The organism is Exiguobacterium mexicanum (genome assembly GCF_005960665.1).
In the GTDB taxonomy this organism is placed as follows: domain Bacteria; phylum Bacillota; class Bacilli; order Exiguobacteriales; family Exiguobacteriaceae; genus Exiguobacterium; species Exiguobacterium mexicanum_A.
Map to the genome: position 1 here is coordinate 2,423,513 of NZ_CP040676.1, position 19,770 is coordinate 2,443,282.

General features: G+C 53.0%; 19 protein-coding genes and 1 pseudogene. 6 read left to right on the forward strand and 14 right to left on the reverse strand.

The genetic code is table 11. The features are described 5' to 3' along the window. Window positions 1-6: 6 nt before the first annotated feature. A complete protein-coding gene (locus FED52_RS12855; protein ID WP_138860121.1) occupies window positions 7-618 on the reverse strand; it encodes a stage II sporulation protein M in 612 nt (203 codons plus the stop codon). Window positions 619-750: 132 nt separating this feature from the next. Here FED52_RS12855 and FED52_RS12860 point away from each other — a divergent pair, with 132 nt between their 5' ends. Beyond that, window positions 751-2,376: an ABC-F family ATP-binding cassette domain-containing protein gene (locus FED52_RS12860; RefSeq protein ID WP_034780623.1), complete on the forward strand. Its 1,626-nt coding sequence runs from the start codon at window positions 751-753 to the stop codon at window positions 2,374-2,376. Window positions 2,377-2,408: 32 nt separating this feature from the next. Here FED52_RS12860 and FED52_RS12865 read toward each other — a convergent pair whose 3' ends face one another. Next, window positions 2,409-3,164 carry a FixH family protein gene (locus FED52_RS12865; RefSeq protein WP_138860122.1) on the reverse strand — a complete coding sequence of 252 codons (756 nt, stop codon included), beginning with the start codon at window positions 3,162-3,164 and terminating at the stop codon, window positions 2,409-2,411. 278 nt (window positions 3,165-3,442) lie between these two features. Here FED52_RS12865 and FED52_RS12870 point away from each other — a divergent pair, with 278 nt between their 5' ends. Further along, window positions 3,443-4,636 (forward strand): LysM peptidoglycan-binding domain-containing protein, encoded by a 1,194-nt coding sequence (locus FED52_RS12870; RefSeq protein ID WP_138860123.1) that lies wholly within the window; start codon window positions 3,443-3,445, stop codon window positions 4,634-4,636. 251 nt (window positions 4,637-4,887) lie between these two features. Here the strand turns inward: FED52_RS12870 and FED52_RS14000 are convergent, their stop codons facing one another. The 6 genes and pseudogenes from FED52_RS14000 to FED52_RS12905 all read right to left on the reverse strand — a co-directional run bounded on the left by FED52_RS14000 (window position 4,888) and on the right by FED52_RS12905 (window position 10,611). Further along, window positions 4,888-5,364 (reverse strand): ThiF family adenylyltransferase, encoded by a 477-nt coding sequence (locus tag FED52_RS14000; protein ID WP_233546956.1) that lies wholly within the window; start codon window positions 5,362-5,364, stop codon window positions 4,888-4,890. A 182-nt stretch (window positions 5,365-5,546) separates the two neighbouring features. Continuing rightward, a pseudogene (locus tag FED52_RS12880) lies at window positions 5,547-5,774 on the reverse strand (cyclic pyranopterin monophosphate synthase MoaC); the annotation flags it as partial. 149 nt (window positions 5,775-5,923) lie between these two features. Then, window positions 5,924-6,631 carry an iron-sulfur cluster repair di-iron protein gene (gene ric, locus FED52_RS12890; RefSeq protein WP_138860124.1) on the reverse strand — a complete coding sequence of 236 codons (708 nt, stop codon included), beginning with the start codon at window positions 6,629-6,631 and terminating at the stop codon, window positions 5,924-5,926. A 147-nt stretch (window positions 6,632-6,778) separates the two neighbouring features. Beyond that, entirely contained in the window at window positions 6,779-8,059 is a 1,281-nt protein-coding gene (gene aceA / locus FED52_RS12895; protein WP_431189069.1) for an isocitrate lyase, read from the reverse strand. Between the two features lie 66 nt (window positions 8,060-8,125). After that, window positions 8,126-8,422, reverse strand: coding sequence for a hypothetical protein (locus FED52_RS12900; RefSeq protein ID WP_029596327.1), 297 nt, complete (start codon window positions 8,420-8,422; stop codon window positions 8,126-8,128). Beyond that, window positions 8,419-10,611: a malate synthase G gene (locus FED52_RS12905; protein WP_138860126.1), complete on the reverse strand. Its 2,193-nt coding sequence runs from the start codon at window positions 10,609-10,611 to the stop codon at window positions 8,419-8,421. The genes FED52_RS12900 and FED52_RS12905 overlap by 4 nt, the downstream gene beginning before the upstream one ends. A 184-nt stretch (window positions 10,612-10,795) precedes the next feature. Here FED52_RS12905 and FED52_RS12910 point away from each other — a divergent pair, with 184 nt between their 5' ends. Then, complete coding sequence (locus tag FED52_RS12910) at window positions 10,796-11,242, forward strand: MarR family winged helix-turn-helix transcriptional regulator (RefSeq protein WP_029596329.1); 447 nt, start codon at window positions 10,796-10,798, stop codon at window positions 11,240-11,242. Continuing rightward, entirely contained in the window at window positions 11,239-11,874 is a 636-nt protein-coding gene (locus FED52_RS12915; protein ID WP_034780571.1) for a nitroreductase family protein, read from the forward strand. Before FED52_RS12910 ends, FED52_RS12915 begins: the two co-directional genes overlap by 4 nt. A gap of 35 nt (window positions 11,875-11,909) precedes the next feature. Here the strand turns inward: FED52_RS12915 and FED52_RS12920 are convergent, their stop codons facing one another. The 4 genes from FED52_RS12920 to FED52_RS12935 all read right to left on the reverse strand — a co-directional run bounded on the left by FED52_RS12920 (window position 11,910) and on the right by FED52_RS12935 (window position 14,876). Beyond that, window positions 11,910-12,572, reverse strand: coding sequence for an NAD(P)H-dependent oxidoreductase (locus FED52_RS12920; RefSeq protein WP_138860127.1), 663 nt, complete (start codon window positions 12,570-12,572; stop codon window positions 11,910-11,912). Window positions 12,573-12,589: 17 nt separating this feature from the next. Further along, window positions 12,590-13,201, reverse strand: coding sequence for a class I SAM-dependent methyltransferase (locus FED52_RS12925; protein ID WP_029596332.1), 612 nt, complete (start codon window positions 13,199-13,201; stop codon window positions 12,590-12,592). Then, on the reverse strand, window positions 13,198-14,130 hold the full coding sequence (locus tag FED52_RS12930; RefSeq protein ID WP_167491856.1) for an ABC transporter permease: 933 nt from the start codon (window positions 14,128-14,130) through the stop codon (window positions 13,198-13,200). Before FED52_RS12930 ends, FED52_RS12925 begins: the two co-directional genes overlap by 4 nt. A 71-nt stretch (window positions 14,131-14,201) precedes the next feature. After that, a complete protein-coding gene (locus FED52_RS12935) occupies window positions 14,202-14,876 on the reverse strand; it encodes an ABC transporter ATP-binding protein (protein WP_138860129.1) in 675 nt (224 codons plus the stop codon). 130 nt (window positions 14,877-15,006) lie between these two features. Here FED52_RS12935 and FED52_RS12940 point away from each other — a divergent pair, with 130 nt between their 5' ends. After that, complete coding sequence (locus FED52_RS12940) at window positions 15,007-15,861, forward strand: ROK family protein (protein WP_276610420.1); 855 nt, start codon at window positions 15,007-15,009, stop codon at window positions 15,859-15,861. A gap of 179 nt (window positions 15,862-16,040) precedes the next feature. Further along, window positions 16,041-17,690, forward strand: a complete 1,650-nt coding sequence (locus FED52_RS12945; RefSeq protein WP_138859239.1) for an IS1182 family transposase — start codon at window positions 16,041-16,043, stop codon at window positions 17,688-17,690. A 17-nt stretch (window positions 17,691-17,707) separates the two neighbouring features. On the opposite strand, the gene FED52_RS12950 is transcribed toward FED52_RS12945, so the two are convergent. Together FED52_RS12950 and FED52_RS12955 are read right to left on the reverse strand one after the other, a co-directional pair. After that, window positions 17,708-18,202: a hypothetical protein gene (locus tag FED52_RS12950; protein ID WP_138860131.1), complete on the reverse strand. Its 495-nt coding sequence runs from the start codon at window positions 18,200-18,202 to the stop codon at window positions 17,708-17,710. Further along, a complete protein-coding gene (locus tag FED52_RS12955) occupies window positions 18,199-19,716 on the reverse strand; it encodes a sensor domain-containing diguanylate cyclase (RefSeq protein WP_167491858.1) in 1,518 nt (505 codons plus the stop codon). The genes FED52_RS12950 and FED52_RS12955 overlap by 4 nt, the downstream gene beginning before the upstream one ends. Between the last annotated feature and the right edge of the window lie 54 nt (window positions 19,717-19,770).

Here is a 19,770-nt window from a genome sequence, read left to right on the forward strand (position 1 = left end):
GCTTTTTTACTGTAATAACAGTGGGGTCACGTACGCCTCGATGATCGCAGAGATGACGAGGAGCGGTACCGCGACGACGAGGAATGTCTTCACGCCTGCCACGAACAACGCCTTGAACGTGACGTCGGTCTTTTTCCCGCGTAGTTTTTTCCAGATGTAACGGTTGAGCGACAACCCCATCGCCGCTCCGAGCAAGATGGCCGAGATTTCGGTGATACCGTGGGGCAAGATGCCGAGCACGATGACCCGGATCACGGATTCGCTGGCAACCCCAACGAGCATGGCGACCAGGCCGATGACCGCGGCGTTGATGACGACGAACACATACGGGATGAAGAGCGGGATCATTCCGAGCAGGAAAGCGAGCAACGTGACGCGCGTATTGTTCACGAATAGGGCGATCATCGTCTCGCGTGCGCTCGAATCGAACGTCAATCCTTGTGATTCAAATGATTCGCCGAGCTGAGCTAAAATTTCGTCCACTTGTTCAGGAGCGATAACGGCCCTGAATAGAAAATACGACCCAATGCCCGTCACGAGGAAGATGACCCAGAGCCGGAAGAAATCTCGGCTGTAGTAGTTTGACCACGCTTCTTTCAGCGAGAGTGTTGTTTTCATGGCTGATTCCCCCTTTCTTCTCTATACGAATCAGGCTGCTGTTTGTTTCATTTTTACCCACGACTGCGCGTTTTCAAAAAACGTGATACAATACACGTCGTAAACTAATCAGAAAAACGAGGGATCCTATACATGATTACAGTAAATAACGTAAGTCTCCAATTCGGTGGACGCAAGTTGTTCGAAGACGTGAACATCAAGTTCACACCAGGCAACTGCTACGGCTTGATCGGCGCGAACGGTGCCGGGAAGTCGACATTCTTAAAAATTCTTGCCGGTGAGCAAGAAACGACGACAGGTGACGTCAGCTTCTCACCTGGCGAACGCCTCGCCGTCCTCAAGCAGGACCATTATGCGTACGAAGATCAAGCGGTACTCGAGACGGTCATCATGGGCCACGAGCGTTTGTATCAAGTCATGAAAGAGAAAGACGCCATCTATATGAAGGAAGATTTCTCTGACGAAGATGGTATGCGCGCTGCTGAACTCGAAGGCGAATTCGCTGAGATGAACGGTTGGGAAGCCGAATCAGAAGCTGCCATGGTCCTTCAAGGACTAGGGATCACGGATGCATCACACCACAAGCTCATGAGCGAGCTCACAGGTGGCGAGAAAGTCAAAGTCCTCCTTGCTCAAGCATTGTTTGGCAAACCTGACATCCTTCTCCTCGATGAGCCGACGAACGGTCTTGACCTCAAAGCGATTCAATGGCTTGAAGAGTTCTTGATCAACTTCGAGAATACCGTCATCGTCGTATCCCACGACCGTCACTTCTTGAACAAAGTCTGTACGCACATGGCCGACCTTGATTTCGGGAAGATTCAATTGTACGTCGGGAACTACGACTTCTGGTACGAGTCGAGCCAACTCGCTTCGCGTATGGCCAACGACCAGAACAAGAAAAAAGAAGAGAAAATTAAAGAACTTCAAAACTTCATCGCCCGTTTCAGCTCGAACGCCTCGAAGGCGCGTCAAGCGACGTCGCGTAAGAAGTTGCTCGATAAAATCACGCTCGACGATATCCGTCCATCATCACGTCGCTATCCGTTCGTCGGTTTCTCGATGGAACGTGAAATCGGGAACGACGTGCTCTACGTCGACAATGTCTCGAAGACGATTGATGGCGTCAAAGTACTCGACAACGTCACGTTCTCACTCAACAAGACGGACAAAGTCGCATTCGTCGGCCGTTCGGACGTTGCCATCACGACGCTCTTCAAAATCATCATGGGCGAGATGGAACCGGACACGGGTACGGTCAAATGGGGCGTGACGACGACACAGTCGTACTTCCCGAAAGACAACTCGGAATACTTCGAAGGCTCGGATAAGAGCATCTTGGATTGGTTACGCCAGTTCTCACCAGCCGACGAGTCGGATACGTTCCTTCGCGGTTTCCTCGGTCGTATGCTCTTCTCAGGCGAAGAAGTCATGAAGAAAGCATCTGTCCTCTCAGGGGGAGAGAAAGTGCGTTGCATGCTCTCGAAAATGATGCTCTCGAACTCGAACGTCCTCGTCCTCGACGATCCGACGAACCACTTGGATCTCGAGTCGATCACAGCGCTCAACAACGGTCTCGAAACGTTCAAAGGCGTACTCCTCTTCAGCTCGCATGACCATCAGCTCATCTCGACGATTGCCACGCGCATCATCGAAGTGACGCCGAACGGGATTGTCGACAAAGAAGCGACGTACGACGAGTTCCTCGAGAACGAATCGCTTCAACAGCAAGTCGAGTCACTCTATCAGAACGCATAAAAAAATCGATCGGCCGCGGCCGATCGATTTTTTTATTTGACCTCGACCGTCTCCATGATATGTTCATGGATGTCGTGTCCTTTCGTCACGTGGACTTGAACGTTGTATATGCCTGACTCTTTGAATGTATGCTCACCTGCATAGCTTCCGCCTTCCGTTTCATCAAGCTTCACCCAGTCGTGCTTGTCCGCTCCGTCTTTGAACACTTCGAGTTGGACGTCCGCACCCGTCAACGCCTCATGCTCAATTTTGACGTTGACTGTGAACGGTTGGACTTCATTGGCGACAGCTTGAGTCGGATCAAGGACAATGTCTGCTCCCGCGTGGTTGTGATGGTCTTGCTCAGCTTCAACCTCAGCCTCGGCCGCCGTCTCCGGATGGCCGACCGTAACGTTAGTCGTCGGCATCGTATGCATCGAACGGGCCGTCACATGGACTTGCACCGTGTAAACTGCTTCTTCGACAAACGTCGTCTCCGCCTCGTAGACTCCATCTTCTGTGAGCGACGCTTTCGTCATCTCACTCTCTTCCTTGGCGCCATTTTTCCAGACCTCGAACTTAATCTCGTCGGCATCATCGACCGCTTCACCGTCTTGTGTGACGCGAACCGCCAACGTGACCGTCTCGTCTTTGTCCGCCGTGGCCGGAACGTTTAATTCTGCTTCTACCGGTTCCATCGACTGCACCGTCTCCGTACCACTGGCCGTTTCATCGGCTCCGCACGCCCCAAGGACGAACAGACCGACGAGACCAAATGCCACCCCGAACCGTTTCATTGATTTATTCATGTTGAATCCCCCTATTCAATCGCTTACATTCTTCACACATTGTTCATGATAGCACCCTTTTTTAGGAAATGTGTGAGGATTGTGTGATATTTGACACGTTTGTCACTCATAAATTGAACACAAATATTGAGAGTCATTATCCAAAAATTCCTTTCCCTATTTTTAGGGTTAGACGATGTTTACCACTAAAAGGGGGTATATAAAATATATACACAGCTCAATATATGGAAAGCCTTAACATCAAGATACATACATCCAAGAATGGAGGCGAAACCAAAATGAAGAGCAAGTTTGTACGTGTGTTGATGGCCTTGTTGATCATGTTGGCACCGTTAGTCGCTTATCCAAAATCGGCTGACGCCGCCGCTTCGAAATTCATCACGAGCGTGAATACGACGAGTAAAGTTGTCGCGTTGACGTTCGATGACGGGGCGGATGGTACGAATACGAATAAGATTTTGGACATACTTGCCAAGAACAACGTCAAAGCCACTTTCTTTTTGACTGGATCAGGCGCCAATAACCATCCTCAATACATTAAAAACATCGCAGCTAAAGGTCACCAACTCGGTAACCATTCATATACCCATCCAGACTTCACAAAGTTGACCGCCACGCAAATGAAATCAGAACTTGATCGGACGGAATCGCTCATTAAATCGCTTACTGGCAAAACGACAAAACCAATCTTCCGGGCACCGTTCGGCGCCGTCAATAGCGCCGTGTTGAGCGGAGTCGGCGCTGCCGGCTACGGTTATACGATTCAATGGAACATCGATACCGTGGACTGGAAAGGAGTCACTGCTAGCCAAATCAATACGAAAGTACAGGCGAACATCAAACCAGGCTCAATCGTCTTGATGCACACCGGTGCCGGCGCTCCAGGTACACCACTCGCCTTGCCGACGATGATTGCCCAGTTGAAAGCGAAAGGCTACAAGTTCGTCACCGTCTCGCAATTGCTCGCTTACCAAAACACATCTACCAGCAAAACGTATACCGTCAAATCAGGCGATACCCTTTATAGCATCGCTCGTGCTTACGGCGTCACCGTCTCTGCTCTTGCAGCCGCCAATAAAATCACCAACTACAACTCGATTTATGTCGGGCAAGTGCTCGTCATCCCAGGTACCACTGTAACTCCTCCACCTACGACGACCGTCAAATATACGGTCAAATCGGGTGACACGCTTTATAAGATCGCCACTTTGTACAAAACGACCGTCGCTAAGATTGCCGCCGCCAACAAGATTACGAACATCAATTCAATCACTGTCGGACAAGTCCTCATCATCCCAGGGACGACCGTCACACCACCAACGACCACAGTAAAATACACGGTTAAATCAGGGGACACCCTCTATAAGATTGCGACGATGTATAACACGACTGTCGCTAAAATCGCAGCCGCCAACAATATTACGAACGTCAGCTTGATTAGCGTTGGGCAAGTGCTTACAATCCCACGCTAACCAAAAAAGTGTCCTCCGCTTTTCGGGGGACACTTTTCTATGCGCCAAGACACTCATCGACCATCGCGATTGCGACGTTCGCGTCATCAATTCCATGGACGAGCACACGACCGTCTTTAAATAAAAGCATCCGATGATTCCGCCATCGCCATTCTAATGTGAACGGTGTCTGTTTCACAGCGATGTCCGCACGCTCGAGTTGATGTGCGATTGGTTCAAGCCCTTCGATGGACCGACGGACTTGGACGACGTCACGCCCACAGAGGAGTGCTGTCTGTTGCCGATTCGGGACGAGGCTCGGATAGTCGTGAATTTGACAAGAAGGACAAGACACATCGACGAGACGTGCGATATCTAGTCGCTGTCGCGCACGTTTGCCCGGCTAGCGGCAAATGACGCATGAGACAACGAAGACACGGCGCTTCTCCCGGCATCACCGTGTAGTTCATGCCGTATGCCCCGACGCAAGAGGCAAACAAGAACGGAATGCCACGCTCGAGTGCGAAATCGTTCAATAGAAGACGCGTCTCGACGTTATCGGTTGCGTCCAAGATGAGATCAACGGACGGCAAAGGCCGAAGCCAATCCCACGAGACATCGGCGATTTGAGCGTCCAACTCAACGTCTGAGTTGATGGCCCGCAGGCGTTCGAGCGCTGCGACCGCTTTCGGCGTCTCGGAACGTGCGTCCTGTTCCGTATAGAGCGTCTGTCGTTGTAAGTTCGTCACCTCGACATAGTCGCGGTCGACGAGGATGAGCGAGACGCCGGCCCGAACAAGTTAATCGCTAACGGCCGCCCCGAGCGCGCCGAGACCGACGACGAGCACGCATTTTTCCATCAGACGTTATTGGCCCTCCACCCCGATGCCGTGGAACCGGGCCTGCCGCGCGTAACGTTCTAGGACAGGTGTCATCGGATGTAGTCCCCTGACTTCCCGCCTTGTTTCTCGAGCAAGTACGTCGGTCCGATGACGATGCCTTTATCGACTGCTTTCGTCATATCGTACACGGTCAAGGCGGCGACCATTGCTGCTGTCAATGCCTCCATTTCGACACCGGTATCGCCTTTCGTCTTCCCAAACGACTCGATGATGAGCTGTGTCCCGTCCCATTCGAACGTCAAATCGACTTTTTTCAAGGCGACCGTCACCCCTACGATGACTCCACTCACCCGTTTCATGATTAATCACTCCTTTGCCTCCCCTTTATCGTAGCGCTTGATTTGCCTCCCATCTGTATCAAACGTCACAAAAAGACACCCCCACGTAAGTAGAGGTGTGCCACTGCTTAAGCGAACGTGCGCGCCCGCGGGAATAAAATGTTGTTTTCGAGATGAATATGTTCAAACGTATCCGATTCGAGCGCTTCTAACCGTTGATAGACAAGACGATACGTCCCACACGCTCCTTCAGGCGGCGTATAGTCGTTCGTGATTTGACGCAACTCTTTTAAAATGTCACCGGCTGCCGCGTGTTCTGACTCGAGCGAGGCCAAGATGTCATCAAGCTCCCGTCTCGTTTCAGCTGTCGGTGCCGTCTCGTGACGAAGCAACGTCGGGAAGTCTTCTGTCTCTTCTTTGACGATATGTTGTTCAAGTTCCACTTTCAATTGATTGAACAGTTGATGAATGCGTCCGAGGTGCGGATGGTTTTGTCCGTGAACCCGGAACACTTTTGTCACATATGGTGTGAGCTGTGGCAATTCGTCCGTCAAAAACTGGTGATGCTTATAAATGATGTGCTCAATCAATTCCGATGAAGAAGCAGCATCCCAATCGATGCTCTTCTCGTTCATCTCTTGCTTGCGTTGATAGAGCGCATTGACTTCTTCTAAAATGTCTTCCGTCGACCGTTTCGATTTGTCAGTCGCTTCAGCGAGTGGCCGGTTGCCGCCACAACAAAAATCGATTCGGTTCCGTTTGAAAACGTCTGCCGCTTGCGGGCATTGTTTGACGATTTCAGATACATGCGTATCGCCCGTGAATGTCTGTGTCATCTGTCATAACCTCCATATTCATTTTGACATGTTCAGCGTAGCAAGAGTTTGACGACAAAAATGTGAAATACGTCACATTTAAGTGAACAGGATGCACGCGTTCTGAATTTGGACACAAAAAAAGCCCCTCTTGTGGAGGGGCGACGCTTAATGGGACGGCGCTTCAAATTGTTCTGCCTCGGTCGATCCGGCCAGTGCCGTCGTTGACGACTGGCCTCCCGAGATGACGAGAGACACCTCATCGAAATACCCGGTCCCGACCTCACGTTGGTGACGTGTCGCCGTATAACCGTGCTGTTCTGCACTGAATTCGGCCTGTTGCAGTTCCGAGTAGGCGGCCATCCCGCGGTCTTTATACCCGCGTGCGAGTTCGAACATTCCGAAGTTGAGCGAGTGGAAGCCAGCGAGCGTGACGAATTGGAACTTGTATCCCATCGCACCAATCTCTTGTTGGAACGTTGCGATCTCCTCATCCGACAGCTTTTTCTTCCAATTGAATGACGGCGAACAGTTGTAAGCGAGAAGTTTGCCCGGATACTTCGCATGAATCGCATCCGCGAATTGACGCGCTTCGTCCAAATCAGGCTCGGACGTCTCGCACCAGACGAGGTCGGCGTACGGTGCATAGGCGAGACCGCGTGCGATCGCCTGTTCGATTCCCGCCTCGGTCCGATAAAACCCTTCTGGCGTCCGGTCGCCGACGATGAACGGATGGTCGATCGGGTCGATGTCGCTCGTAATCAAGTTCGCGGCGTGGGCGTCGGTCCGGGCGACGATAATCGTCGACACCCCCATGACGTCTGCCGCGAGCCGAGCGGCAATCAAGTTTTTCACGGCCGTCTGTGTCGGCAGCAACACTTTGCCGCCGAGGTGACCGCACTTCTTCTCTGAAGAGAGTTGATCCTCCAAGTGGACGCCGGCTGCACCCGCCTCAATCATCGCCTTCGTCAACTCGAACACGTTGAGCACACCGCCGAAACCGGCTTCCATGTCAGCGACGATCGGGGCGAACCAATGCGTATCGCCTTTCCCTTCCGCCGTTTGAATTTGATCGGCCCGTTGAAGCGCCTGGTTAATCCGTTTGACGACGCTCGGCACCGAGTTAGCCGGGTACAGGCTTTGGTCCGGGTACATGTGCCCCGACAAGTTCGCATCGGCGGCGACTTGCCATCCGCTCAAATAGATGGCTTCGAGACCCGCCTTCACTTGCTGGATGGCCTGGTTCCCCGTCAACGCCCCGAGCGCGTGGACGTAGTCCCGCTCGTGGAGTAACTCCCATAACCGTTCCGCTCCTTTTGTCGCGAGCGTATGCTCGATTAGTACCGATCCCCGAAGTCTCATCACGTCTTCGACCCCATATGGACGTTCGACCCCGTTAAACCGTTCCGACTGTAACATATCCTCTAGCTGCATTTGTTGTTCGTTCATATCCATTCCTCCTGTATTATATTAATTTATATATTTACCGTTTGTTATATAACAGATAATGCGGGCTTAATCCAAGTATGCACAGCATTCGAGCGCCGCTTTGAATGACGAGTGCTCCATGCCGCAGCAACGACAGACGTTTTCTTCGTCACGATCTTCTGGTTTCCGGAATATGACGACTTCTTCGACCGGCTCTCTCATGATTTGGAGCGATCCGTCGGCCCGGTCGAGCACGAGGCGCATCAAATCGTTCCCATAGACGAACGCCGTGTTAGCGAGCGCCGCTGTCGATTCCCCCGAGACGATCCGACGGACGACCCAACGTTCAATCAACTGTTCGCTTTCGATTTTTTTCGTTGTCATGATGATGCTCCTCCTTTTAAGTTTGGTTCTAATGTCACTTGTTGTAAAAACTGTCGACGGCGCCGGTGCAAAATGGGTTCCGTATATCCGTTCGGCGACTCGTCGCCTTCAAACACTAACTCTTTCGCCGCTTGATAGGCGATAGAGTAGTCTACGTCTGGCGTCATCGGACGATAGTGCGGATCTTCCGCGTTTTGCGCGTCGACGACCTCAGCCATCCGGTAAAGCGTCGCTTCGACTTGTTCACGGCTACAGACTCCATGGTATAGCCAGTTGGCGACATGTTGACTCGAAATACGAAGCGTTGCTCGGTCTTCCATCAACCCGACGTGATGAATATCTGGCACTTTGGAGCAACCGACACCTTGCTCGACCCAACGGACGACATATCCGAGCAACCCTTGCAGGTTGTTCTCGAGCTCCTCGTTCACTTCCTCATCTGTATAGAGACGCGTGGCGAGTGGTACCTCGAGCAGACGCCCTCGCTCAGTTGCTGGATCAAACGAACGATTCACCAACTCACGCTGAACGTCAAACGCATCGACTTGATGGTAATGCAGCGCATGAAGCGTGGCCGCCGTCGGGGACGGCACCCAAGCCGTCGTCGCCCCGGACCGGACATGATTGCTTTTTTCACGCATCATATCGCGCATCCGATCGGGCATCGCCCACATCCCTTTCCCGATTTGCCCGTGTTGATGGAATCCTGCGTCAAGCCCGATCTGGACATTCAGACGTTCATAAGCATCGAGCCACTCCGAGGTCTTCATCTCGCCTTTCTTGCGCATCGGTCCGAGCGTGAGCGAGGAGTGAATCTCATCGCCCGTCCGGTCGAGGAATCCGGTATTGATGAAGACGATGCGTTCCTTCACTTGCTCGATACAGTTCTTCAAATTAAGCGACGTGCGTCGCTCCTCGTCCATCACGCCGACTTTGAGCGTGTGACGCGGTAACTCGAGTACATCTTCAATCGCATCGAACAAGTCGTTCGTGAACGCGACTTCTTTCGAGCCATGCATCTTCGGTTTGACGATATAGATGGAGCGTTCGCGGGAATTTCGTCTGGCATCAAGGTGGCGGCTCGCGATGAGCGCAGTGAAAATCCCGTCCAAGATCCCTTCCGGTACTTCACGTCCTTCCGCGTCGAGCATCAAGTCTGTCGTCATCAAGTGCCCGACGTTTCGAATAAAGAGGAGCGATCGGCCCGGAAGCGTGACTTCACGCCCGTCTTTCCCGACATACTTCCGGTCAGGGTTCAACTTCCGAGTGAGCGGCCGACCTCCTTTCGTGAATGTTGCTTCGAGCGTCCCGTCCATCAGGCCTAGCCAGTTTGCGTAAAGGTGGACCTTGTCTTCCGCCCGAACAGCGGCAACCGAGTCTTCACAGTCGACGATGGCAGACAAGGCGGACTCGAGTTCGATGTCAATGAGCCCTGCTCGATCGACCCTTCCGATTGGGTGGTCCCGGTCAAACTTCAACTCGGCGTGAATCCCGTTATGGACGAGCAAGAGCTTATTCGGATCACTCGTTTCCCCGACATAGCCGACGAGACAATCGTCTTGAAACGCGATGCGGTTCCCTTCGATGATGGCGTAGGGCCTGCCCTCTGACACGAGATAGCCGTTCGCTTCTTCGTGCGAGCCCTCCCGGAGCGGAAATGTATCGTCGAGAAACTGTTTGGCATAGGCGATGACCGCTTCACCGCGAACTGGATTATAGCCGCTCGACTTCGTTTTCCCGTCCTCTTCGTCGATGACGTCCGTTCCGTACAAGGCGTCATAGAGGCTTCCCCAGCGAGCGTTCGCCGCGTTCAATGCATAGCGTGCATTGTCGAGCGGAACGACGAGCTGCGGTCCGGCTTGCCTTGTAATCTCTGAATCGACACCCGTAACGTCGATGTTGAAATCGGGGACGGCTGCTTCGATGTAATCGATGGACCGAAGGAAACGCTCGTAGTCTTCCATGTCAAATGCTTGCTTGTGCTCGCTGTACCATTCCTGTAATAGTCGCTCATACGACTCACGTTCGTGAAGCAGTGACTCATTCCGAGGAATGAACTCATCGAGTAGGCGCCCGACCCCAGGCCAAAATTGTCGGTGTTCCTCTTCGTCAGGCAATATACGAGCCGAGATGAAGTCGAGCAACGTTTCATGTACGTGATAAGTACCTACTTGTTTGTAATGTTCCAAGCCGTCACATCCTTCCATTCAATTGTTATATATCAGTTGACTTTAATATAGACTATTATATAACAGTTTGACAACAGTTTTTTTGAAACTTTTTATTTGCGATCTATTTCAAAACCGATTAGTATACATTGTGTGACCTATCAATGATTGATTCATCAATTAGTTTTTTGAAGGAGGATACCCGATGCGCGACGCCTGTTCGCTCAGCGATGAGATTCTCTACCACGTCATCACCGTACAAAAAGAACTGGCTCAACTGTTCGATACGGAAATGGACGGGCTCAGCTCGACCCGCTTCGATATTTTGAGCAACTTGCATCACGTCGGCCCTTTGCGTCAGCGTGAACTGCAACAACGGGTCGGCGTCGATCATGCCGCCATCACGCGTCATTTGAAACAGCTCGAGACACAGGGCTTGATCACGCGCGAACGCTGCCTCCAAGACAATCGGGTCATCTTTGTCGATTTGACCGATGTCGGTCGGGAGCGGATTGCACATTGGACCGAGCAAAAGAAGTGCTTATCGGACCGTCTTTTTGTAAACATGAAGGTAGAGGAGCAACGACAGTTACTCGAACTTTTAAATACGTTACAAACCAACATTCAACATGAAAGGAAGACCCTTATATGAACACGACAACACAGAAAGACTTTATGGAAATCCTCAAAGGACGCCGCTCGATTCGCGTCTATGATGAGAACGTCAAAATCTCAAAAGAAGAGATGACACAAATCCTGGAGGAAGCAACGACGGCACCGTCATCACTCAACCTGCAACCGTGGCGCTTCGTCGTCATCGATAGCGCAGAAGGTAAAGACACACTCCTTCCGCTCGCAAGCTTCAACAAACGCCAAGTCGAGACGTCATCAGCCGTTATCGCCATCTTTGCCGACTACCAGATGGCCGATTACACACAGGAGATCTTTGATACGGCCGTCGAGCGTGGCCTCATGCCACCAGAAGTCCGCGACCGTCAAGTTGACATGATCAAAGGCATCTTCAAAGACGCACCGAAAGAGTCTGTCAAAGACAGCATCTTGCTCGACTCGGGTCTCGTCGCGATGCAACTCATGCTCGTCGCCCGTGCCCACGGCTACGACACAAATCCGATCGGTGGTTATGACAAAGCGAACATCGCGGAAGCGTTCGGCCTCGAGAAAGAGCGCTACCTTCCGGTCATGCTCCTCTCAATCGGAAAAGCCGCGGAAGACGGTTACCAATCGGTCCGCTTCCCAATCGATCGCATCACCGACTGGAAATAAGCAAAAGCTCAAGCGCCTCGGCGCTTGAGCTTTTTTTATCCGATGTATTTGACGACCTCGTTGAAATCGCGACGTGTCTTCGGCGCGAAATCACGGGCCCGATGTCCGAACGCGACCATGACTGAGAGCGACCAGGCACCTCGTTCCATGACGCCTTCCGAAATCAATAATTCGTCAATCTCCGCTTGATTGAACCCTTCGATCGGACATGAGTCGACGCCGATCTGTGCGGCGGCCGTCATCATGTTGCCGAGCGGGATATACGTCTGGCGTTTGATCCATTCTTGGAACACACGCTCGTCGTCCAACAGTCGATAATCTTGTTCTTGGAACTCACGGACCCGTTTCACCCGAAGGGCGTACTCGTCCTCGGTCCGTCCTTGGACGTCCGTGACGATGTGACGGATGTAGTCCGAGTCGTAGCGCATCGCTTCAGGCGTCCGCGCCAAGATCAACACGAAATGGCTCGCCGTTAACGCCTGTCCTTGGGCACCCCACGCGTGGTCTTTGATCTTCCGGAGCAAGTCTTCGCGACGAACGACGACGAACTGCCAAGGCTCAAAACCGAACGAACTTGGTGACAGGCGGCCTGTCTCCAAGATGAATTCGAAATCTTCCTCATCAATTTTGCGGTCCGCGTCGAACTCTTTCGTCGCTTGACGCCAACGATACGCATCTAAAATATCTTCTTTCTTCACGATGATCCACTCCCCATTTACCAAGATGACTCCATCATATCAAAACGATAAATAAGAAAGCGCTCATGGAGATTCTTTAACGGCAAGCGAACGTCCTGTACGTAGCGGAAAGGCGTCTCGTCATTCAAAAAATGTAAGTACTCATCGGCCGGATAATAGAGGATGAGGTCGACCGGACGCTGTGCGCGCTCGACCGACTCGATGATGTTCGCAACGACCTGCCGGAACACGTTCACCGAGAACGGGTTGAAGAAATAAAAGCGGTTCGCCTCAGCCGGCACCTCAAACTGTTCGGCGTAGCCGCGGACGAGCTGGACACTGCCGCGCGTCCGGTGTTTCTTGGCGTAGTTCATCCAATTCTCAAGTGCCGCTTCGTGGAAGCCGCCATCCATTTCGATGCCAATGGCCCGAACTCGGAACGTATAGGCGAGATAAAACGGGAGGCGCCCTTTCCCCGAGCCGAAGTCGACGACCGTGTCCGTGGCCGCGAGCGGATAGGCGTCACGCAACAAGTCGAGCGCCTCATAAGGAGTCGGTTCATAGCGGTGGTATTCGGCCGAGGCCGGGAACCCTTGTTGCGGTTTCGCCGTCTCGATTTGGAGCAATCGTTCATAGTCTTGTTCAGTCATGAATGTGTCCTTTCTTGGATGGCACGGAAAAACGGATGCCGCTCCATCTCTTGTTTGAACGCCTGTCGTTCTTGCCACATCACATAGCCGACATAGAGCGGAATGAGCAACTTGAACCAACTCGGTACGAGGAGCATCCCCGTGACGACAAGCGGGATGAGACGCAGCCATAAGTTCCGATGACGCGGCGTCCGTATATAAAGTAAGATGGCCGTCGTGCGCCGGGCGGTCCCAAACCGATTCGGTCTCGGTCGATAGAGCGGACGCTTGCGCCGGCTCGGCTTCTCGATGGCGCCCGACGTCGATAATAATGCCCGGTCAAAGGCGGTACGCAACGCCTCACTACGTTCGAGTTCTTGGCTAAGATATGGGTGGCGTGACAGCCACCCTTCTCCGACATACATCGCAAATGCAACAAGACCACTGCCGAGTACGGCCGACCATAAAGGTGAGTCGATGAGGAGCGCATACATACAAACGAACGTCACACACGTGGCCGTAACTCGTAACATCCAATGGCTGCGCCGGACCGTCAACTGATAACGGATCCACGTATGAATCCCGGTCAAAAATAGGAGGCTGATCCCGAATGCGAATATAGAGGCAACGGACCAACCGTCAAGCCAAAGCACGGGCATGAACGCCGACAAAACAAAGAGGAACATTGCACCGAGTTTGAAGGCTTGATAGAGCAACGAATCGAGCTTCAATTTATCAATCAAAGAACGTTTGGCCACCAGCGTCACGTCCGCCCGTTCGACCCAGACGAAAAACGGATTTCTAAGGAGGACGATTCCAATTCCAAGCGCCCAAACGAACATCGGCACCTGACTCACCCACTCGATTTCGCCTTGCCAAAGCAATCGGTATTGATACCCGAGAAAGATGGCGAACGGAATGACGCCGTATAGAACGACTGTCCAATCCAAGATGAGCCGCTACGTCTTCCACTGCTTGGTCACATGGGTGCGGACACGTCTAACGAACAGCTGATGTTCATTCATCGCATGACCACATCTTCCATCATATCGAACAGCGACTCGCCTTCGGTTTGCAGGCTGAGACGCAACTCTTCTTTTGTCCCGCCCGCGAGCATGCATCCGTCATCAATCCAGACGAAGCGGTCGCATAACCGCTCTGCCGTATCGAGAACGTGGGTGACGAGAAGCACCCCGGTGCCTTGACGACGTTCCGCTTCAAGTAAACGAAGCAGCTGGATCGTCGTCGTCGCATCGAGTCCGACGAACGGTTCGTCGACAAGGAGAAACTTCGCTTCTTGGATGAGCGCCAAGAGAATCATCGCTTTTTGCTTCATCCCTTTTGAGAACGAGGAGATATAGTCGTGGCGGACCGTCTCGAACCGAAACAACCGGATCAGTTCTTCCGTCCGCTCACGATTATCAACGTCCGTCAATTCCAACACGAGAGCGATATGTTCCTCGAGCGTCAAATAGTCATAGTACACCGGTTGCTCGGGGATATAGGCGTAGCGGTCAATTTGCACCGTTCCACGCATCCACGGGATCGTTCCGGTGAGACAGGCGAGCGTCGTACTCTTCCCGGCCCCGTTCGATCCAATCATCCCGACGATTTCGCCCGGGCGGACCTCGAACCGGATGGCCTCGATGACCGCCTCACCGCGTTCATACCCGGCTTGTTCAATGTGAACGTTCATGAGAGAGAACCTCCCGATTTACGAATATGTTTTTTACTATGTTTATCATAACACGCAAAAAAAATGTGTCATAATATCCCTTGTCATCCCCCACATAAAGGAGTAGAACAGCATACAACATTATTTAGCCATCGATATCGGTGGAACTAGTATCAAATACGGAGTCGTCCGATCCGATGGCACCCTACTGTCAAACAAACACGTCCCAACCCCTGCGACGTGGGACGGCTTGCTCGAACAAGTCGATGTGATCTTTAACGAAACGACCGCCGAAGCCCGCTTCGACGGTATCGGCTTCAGTGCGCCCGGCGCCGTCGATTCGACGACCGGAGTGATTCATGGAATCAGTGCACTTCCCTACATTCATGATCGTCCTTTCTTACAGGCGTTCAAAGAGCGGTACGACTTGCCTGTCACTGTCTTGAACGATGCCAACGCGGCAGCGCTCGCAGAAGGATGGACCGGTGCCGCGGCGTCGGTGACGAGCTATGCGACGGTCGTCATCGGGACGGGCGTTGGCGGAGCATTCGTCGACCATGATCAGGTGATGATCGGATCCCACTTCCATGGCGGTGAGTTCGGATATTGGATTCTCGACCCGTCTCTTCCCCATCCAGATGGGACATGGAGTAAAATCGGTGCCACGGCCGCTCTTGTCCATCGATGCAGTGAGCAACTCGGACGTCCCCTTACCGGAGAAGATGTGTTCGCACTTCAAAGCGACCCAATCATCCAGGCGGAACTGGAGCGCTTCTATCGCTGGAACGCGATTGGCATCTACAACCTCCAATTCGGGCTCGACCCGGAGCGTATTTTAATCGGTGGCGGCATCAGTCGTCGCCCGGAAGTTCGGGACGGCATCAAGCGACACTTGGATGCGCTTTGCGACGCGTTCGGAACATTCCGCATCGACGTCGAGACGTGTGCCCACTTCAACGAGGCCAACTTGATCGGTGCCGCACGGTTTCACATGTTAGCCAAGTAAAAAAGAGGCTGGGACATAACTCAGTAGATTTATAACAAAGAGGCCACCTGGAGCGACTTGTTCGCTCCAGGTGGCCTCTTGTCATTTTTATGGGTTCGTGCACGCATTTCGGACTAAACAGATAGGGGCGACCTCTGATAAAGTTAAAGTGACCAAACCATAACTTTGGAGGTGCCCCTATGTACAAAGAGTATACCATGAACCAATTGGTTTTGCCCCTAGATTTAGAAGTCCGTCTCCAGGAAAACGATATCGCCTTCGCTGTCCACGACCTTGTCGAACAGATCCCCGACGAGGCCTTCGAGCCGTTCTGGCGAACGACGGGCTGCCCGGCCTATCATCCGCGCATGATGATGAAGATCGTCCTCTGCGCCTACACGCAGTCCGCATTCTCGGGCCGAAAGATCGAAGGCCTACTCAAGGACAGTCTTCGGATGATGTGGCTCGCCCAGGGCCACGAGCCGAGTTATCGGACGATCAACCGCTTCCGTGTTCACCCGGCTGTCGCCCCGATCCTGAAGGCCGCGTTCGTCGCCTTCAGATGCCATCTCGTCGAGACCGGCGAGATCGACGAGGAGGCGATCTTCATCGACGGCACGAAGATCGAGGCGAACGCCAACCGTTATACGTTCGTCTGGCGGAGGGCGGTCGAGCGATACAGCGCCGCGCTCGTCGAGAAGTCGAACCAACTGTACGACGAACTGATGGCCGACCAGGTCATCCCCGAGATCGAACGGGAGAGCCCGGACGCGCTCTCGGTCCAAGAACTCGAACAGGTCGCCGCGCGACTTGAAGAAAAGATCGAGGCCATCGACGAGGAGATCGCCTCGACCACCGACGTCGCCGAACGGAAACGATTGCGTGCGGAACGGAAGGTGCCCCGTCGTCTCCACAAACAGGCCGCCGACTTCGCCACCCGGAAACGCCGATACGAGGGGCACATGGCCACCTTCGGTACACGGAACAGTTACTCGAAGACCGACAGGGACGCGACGTTCATGCGGATGAAAGAGGATCACATGAAGAACGGCCAACTCAAGCCGGGCTACAACGTCCAGATCGCAACCGAAGGTCAGTACACGCTCGCCTATGACGTCTATCCGAACCCGACCGACATGAAGACGTTGATCCCGTTCCTCGATGAAATCGAAACGTTCTTCGACCTGCCCGCCCACATCGTCGCCGACGCGGGATACGGGAGCCAGCAGAACTACACGGACATACTCGAGCGCCGGGGGCGCCTGCCCTTGATCCCGCATACGATGTACCGGAAGGAACAGAAGAAGAAATGGCGCGAGGACCCGTTCAACATCGCGAACTGGGCGTACGATGACGAGACCGACACGTTCACGTGCCCGGACGGGAGACGGCTCCCGTTCAGCCATGAGTCCCACAGGACCGACCGGAACGGCTTCACCCGCGACTTCCGTGTGTACGAGTGCGAGAGCTGCGACGGCTGCCCGTTCCGGGAGCTGTGCACGAAGGCCGAACCGGGGAGACACCGCCAGGTCAGCGTGAACGGGGCCTGGGAAGAACAAAAGCATATGACGAGAACGCTGCTTTCGGATGAGAAAACCGGTGCCCTCTACGCCCGCCGCAAGACGGACGTGGAACCAGTTTTTGGATATCTGAAGGCCAATTTGGGTTTCACCCGCTTCTCCGTCAGAGGAAAACAGCGCGTGAAACGCGAGCTCGGCTTCGCCCTCATGGCGGTGAACCTACGGAAGTTCATCGCCAATGGCATCGGGGGAAGTGCAAAGAAGGGGTCCGGCCACCGAAAATCGGTGACCGGACCCCTCTTTTTATTGAAAAGCTCTAAAACCGGCTAGTTATGTCCCAGCCTCTTTTATTGGGTCAGGCGGTCTTCATGGAGGTGATGATACACCTCGTCTCGAATCGCTTCGAGCGTACGCTCATGAACGATCATGTGCGCCCGAATCGTTCGGTTGACCCGCTCATCAATCGTCCCTGTTTCCAAATGTCGATCTAACACAGGGAGACTAAAATCATCGATTGGTAAATACGCGATGGGGACTACCGCATCCTCCGACTTCACGGAAACTTGGACCCCGTTCACATCGGGAAAGAAATACGACTCATAATACGGTTCGACGGCCAGCTCTTCTTTCATCGCATCCCGCACTTCGGGAATCGTTGTCGGCAAGGCGATGAAATACACCATTTGGTCGAACGAGAATGAGACGTCTTTCAACGAGATGCCCAGTGCCTCTGCGTGTCGGTTGGCCACACTACCCGTCACAAACCGATAACTTGGACGGCTCGTAAACAAGATGGTCGCGATAAAGGCGACGGTCATGATCATGACACTGAATTCAGTCATAGCGGTACCCCTTCCCAGCGGCAGACTTGGTTTTTCCCTCGTGATTTGGCCGCATACAACGCTTGATCGGCGCACTCAATCAACTGTTCGCGTGACTGTTCGTGAAGCGTGTGCTTCGAAGCGACACCGAAGCTCAGCGTTAACTGACCACCTGGTTGTCGCTCCCCGTACATGAAGTTGGTGCCGAGCACGGCCGCACGAATCGTCTCCGCGACGTGGGACGCCTCGACTTCGTCGAACTGCGGCAAGAGAACGACAAACTCTTCGCCACCGAACCGATACGCCATCTGTTCATCCGGCACGCTTCGTCGAATGACACTCGCGAGCCGCGTGAGTAACTCGTTTCCAGCCAAGTGACCGTTTGTGTCGTTGAAATGCTTGAAATGGTCAATATCCATCACAATCAGTGACAGCTCGTCCGTTTCGCACTCCCGGAACAAGACATCCAAATCTTGTTCGAACGAACGATGGTTTTTGAGACGCGTCAACCCGTCACGAAGCGCCAACGTCTCGATGCGCTGGTACAACATCGTCTGATGGAGCGCAAGCGAGGCTTGTTCCGCAATCGGTCGGACACTGTCAATCTTTTGAGGGGTGATTGGTTTTTTATTGACGACATTGTCGATGACGAGAAGTCCGTATGGAATTCCTTGATGATGGAGCGGGAAAATTGTGCACTCGTCCATCTGTAAGTCGGTATGTAACATGCGCAGCACCGGATCGTCGGTGATGCTCGCATACACGTGGAGCGGCCGTCCCGAGTCGAGCGTCTGTTTGAACAGGTGGTCTCCATGAAACGGGATCGTCATTTTCCGAATCCGTTCATTCAACTGCTCATCGTGTGACGAGTCCGTCTCTTTCTCATCAATCAGTCCTTGGAGATCATAATGTTGTCGGGTGATTTCTTCCCAAATATGAAACCCGTCTTCCGGATTCATCGGCCCCGTGCCCATGACTCCGTAAATGCTATCTTTTTCCAAATCAGCGAAAAAGATGATCGATCGGTTAAAGCCGAGTCCGTGCCCCGCCGTCACCGATGTCAAAATCGTTTGCAGCAATCGGTCCGGGTCGAGCGTGTCTTGCATCGTAAAACTGACTTCCCGGAACACGTTCAATTGACGGGAACTCGCCGTCAGCATCCGCAACCGGTCTGATCGCTCTCGCTTCAACTGGTTGATGTAACCAAAGAGCAGCGCGGCTCCTAGGCCAAAAAAGACATAACTGAGCAACAGCGGAAGGGATAATGTCCCGGATTGACTGTATACTAAAAGCCAGCTGACCATGATTGCAACAGTCATGCCTTTCCAGTGAAAACAGACGAGCCCTGTCATAATCAATAACAGCACCGACCAATGTAAATCATAAAAATCGAACAACACCCCGTGCCAAATCACGACAAGGCTGCTCGTCCCGGCGAGCAGCCAGCGATTCAAGGCGGGGGTCGTCATCAACCGAAGGACGTTGAGGACGATGGTGATTAGGATGATGCCGCCAATCAATAGACCATAAACCATGGTTACCCCTCGTTTCATCGAGTCATCTATACTTTTGATTATAAGTCGAATCAT

What these genes read in the sequence shown, in the direction of transcription:
- FED52_RS12945 (WP_138859239.1), top strand. Translation starts at nt 16,041, where the DNA reads ATGTACAAAGAGTATACCATGAACCAATTGGTTTTGCCCCTAGATTTA.
- FED52_RS12900 (WP_029596327.1), bottom strand. Translation starts at nt 8,422, where the DNA reads ATGACAACGAAAAAAATCGAAAGCGAACAGTTGATTGAACGTTGGGTC.
- FED52_RS12950 (WP_138860131.1), bottom strand. Translation starts at nt 18,202, where the DNA reads ATGACTGAATTCAGTGTCATGATCATGACCGTCGCCTTTATCGCGACC.
- FED52_RS12855 (WP_138860121.1), bottom strand. Translation starts at nt 618, where the DNA reads ATGAAAACAACACTCTCGCTGAAAGAAGCGTGGTCAAACTACTACAGC.
- FED52_RS12870 (WP_138860123.1), top strand. Translation starts at nt 3,443, where the DNA reads ATGAAGAGCAAGTTTGTACGTGTGTTGATGGCCTTGTTGATCATGTTG.
- aceA (WP_431189069.1), bottom strand. Translation starts at nt 8,059, where the DNA reads ATGAACGAACAACAAATGCAGCTAGAGGATATGTTACAGTCGGAACGG.
- ric (WP_138860124.1), bottom strand. Translation starts at nt 6,631, where the DNA reads ATGACACAGACATTCACGGGCGATACGCATGTATCTGAAATCGTCAAA.
- FED52_RS12915 (WP_034780571.1), top strand. Translation starts at nt 11,239, where the DNA reads ATGAACACGACAACACAGAAAGACTTTATGGAAATCCTCAAAGGACGC.
- FED52_RS12865 (WP_138860122.1), bottom strand. Translation starts at nt 3,164, where the DNA reads ATGAATAAATCAATGAAACGGTTCGGGGTGGCATTTGGTCTCGTCGGT.
- FED52_RS12910 (WP_029596329.1), top strand. Translation starts at nt 10,796, where the DNA reads ATGCGCGACGCCTGTTCGCTCAGCGATGAGATTCTCTACCACGTCATC.
- FED52_RS12925 (WP_029596332.1), bottom strand. Translation starts at nt 13,201, where the DNA reads ATGACTGAACAAGACTATGAACGATTGCTCCAAATCGAGACGGCGAAA.
- FED52_RS12860 (WP_034780623.1), top strand. Translation starts at nt 751, where the DNA reads ATGATTACAGTAAATAACGTAAGTCTCCAATTCGGTGGACGCAAGTTG.
- FED52_RS12935 (WP_138860129.1), bottom strand. Translation starts at nt 14,876, where the DNA reads ATGAACGTTCACATTGAACAAGCCGGGTATGAACGCGGTGAGGCGGTC.
- FED52_RS12955 (WP_167491858.1), bottom strand. Translation starts at nt 19,716, where the DNA reads ATGGTTTATGGTCTATTGATTGGCGGCATCATCCTAATCACCATCGTC.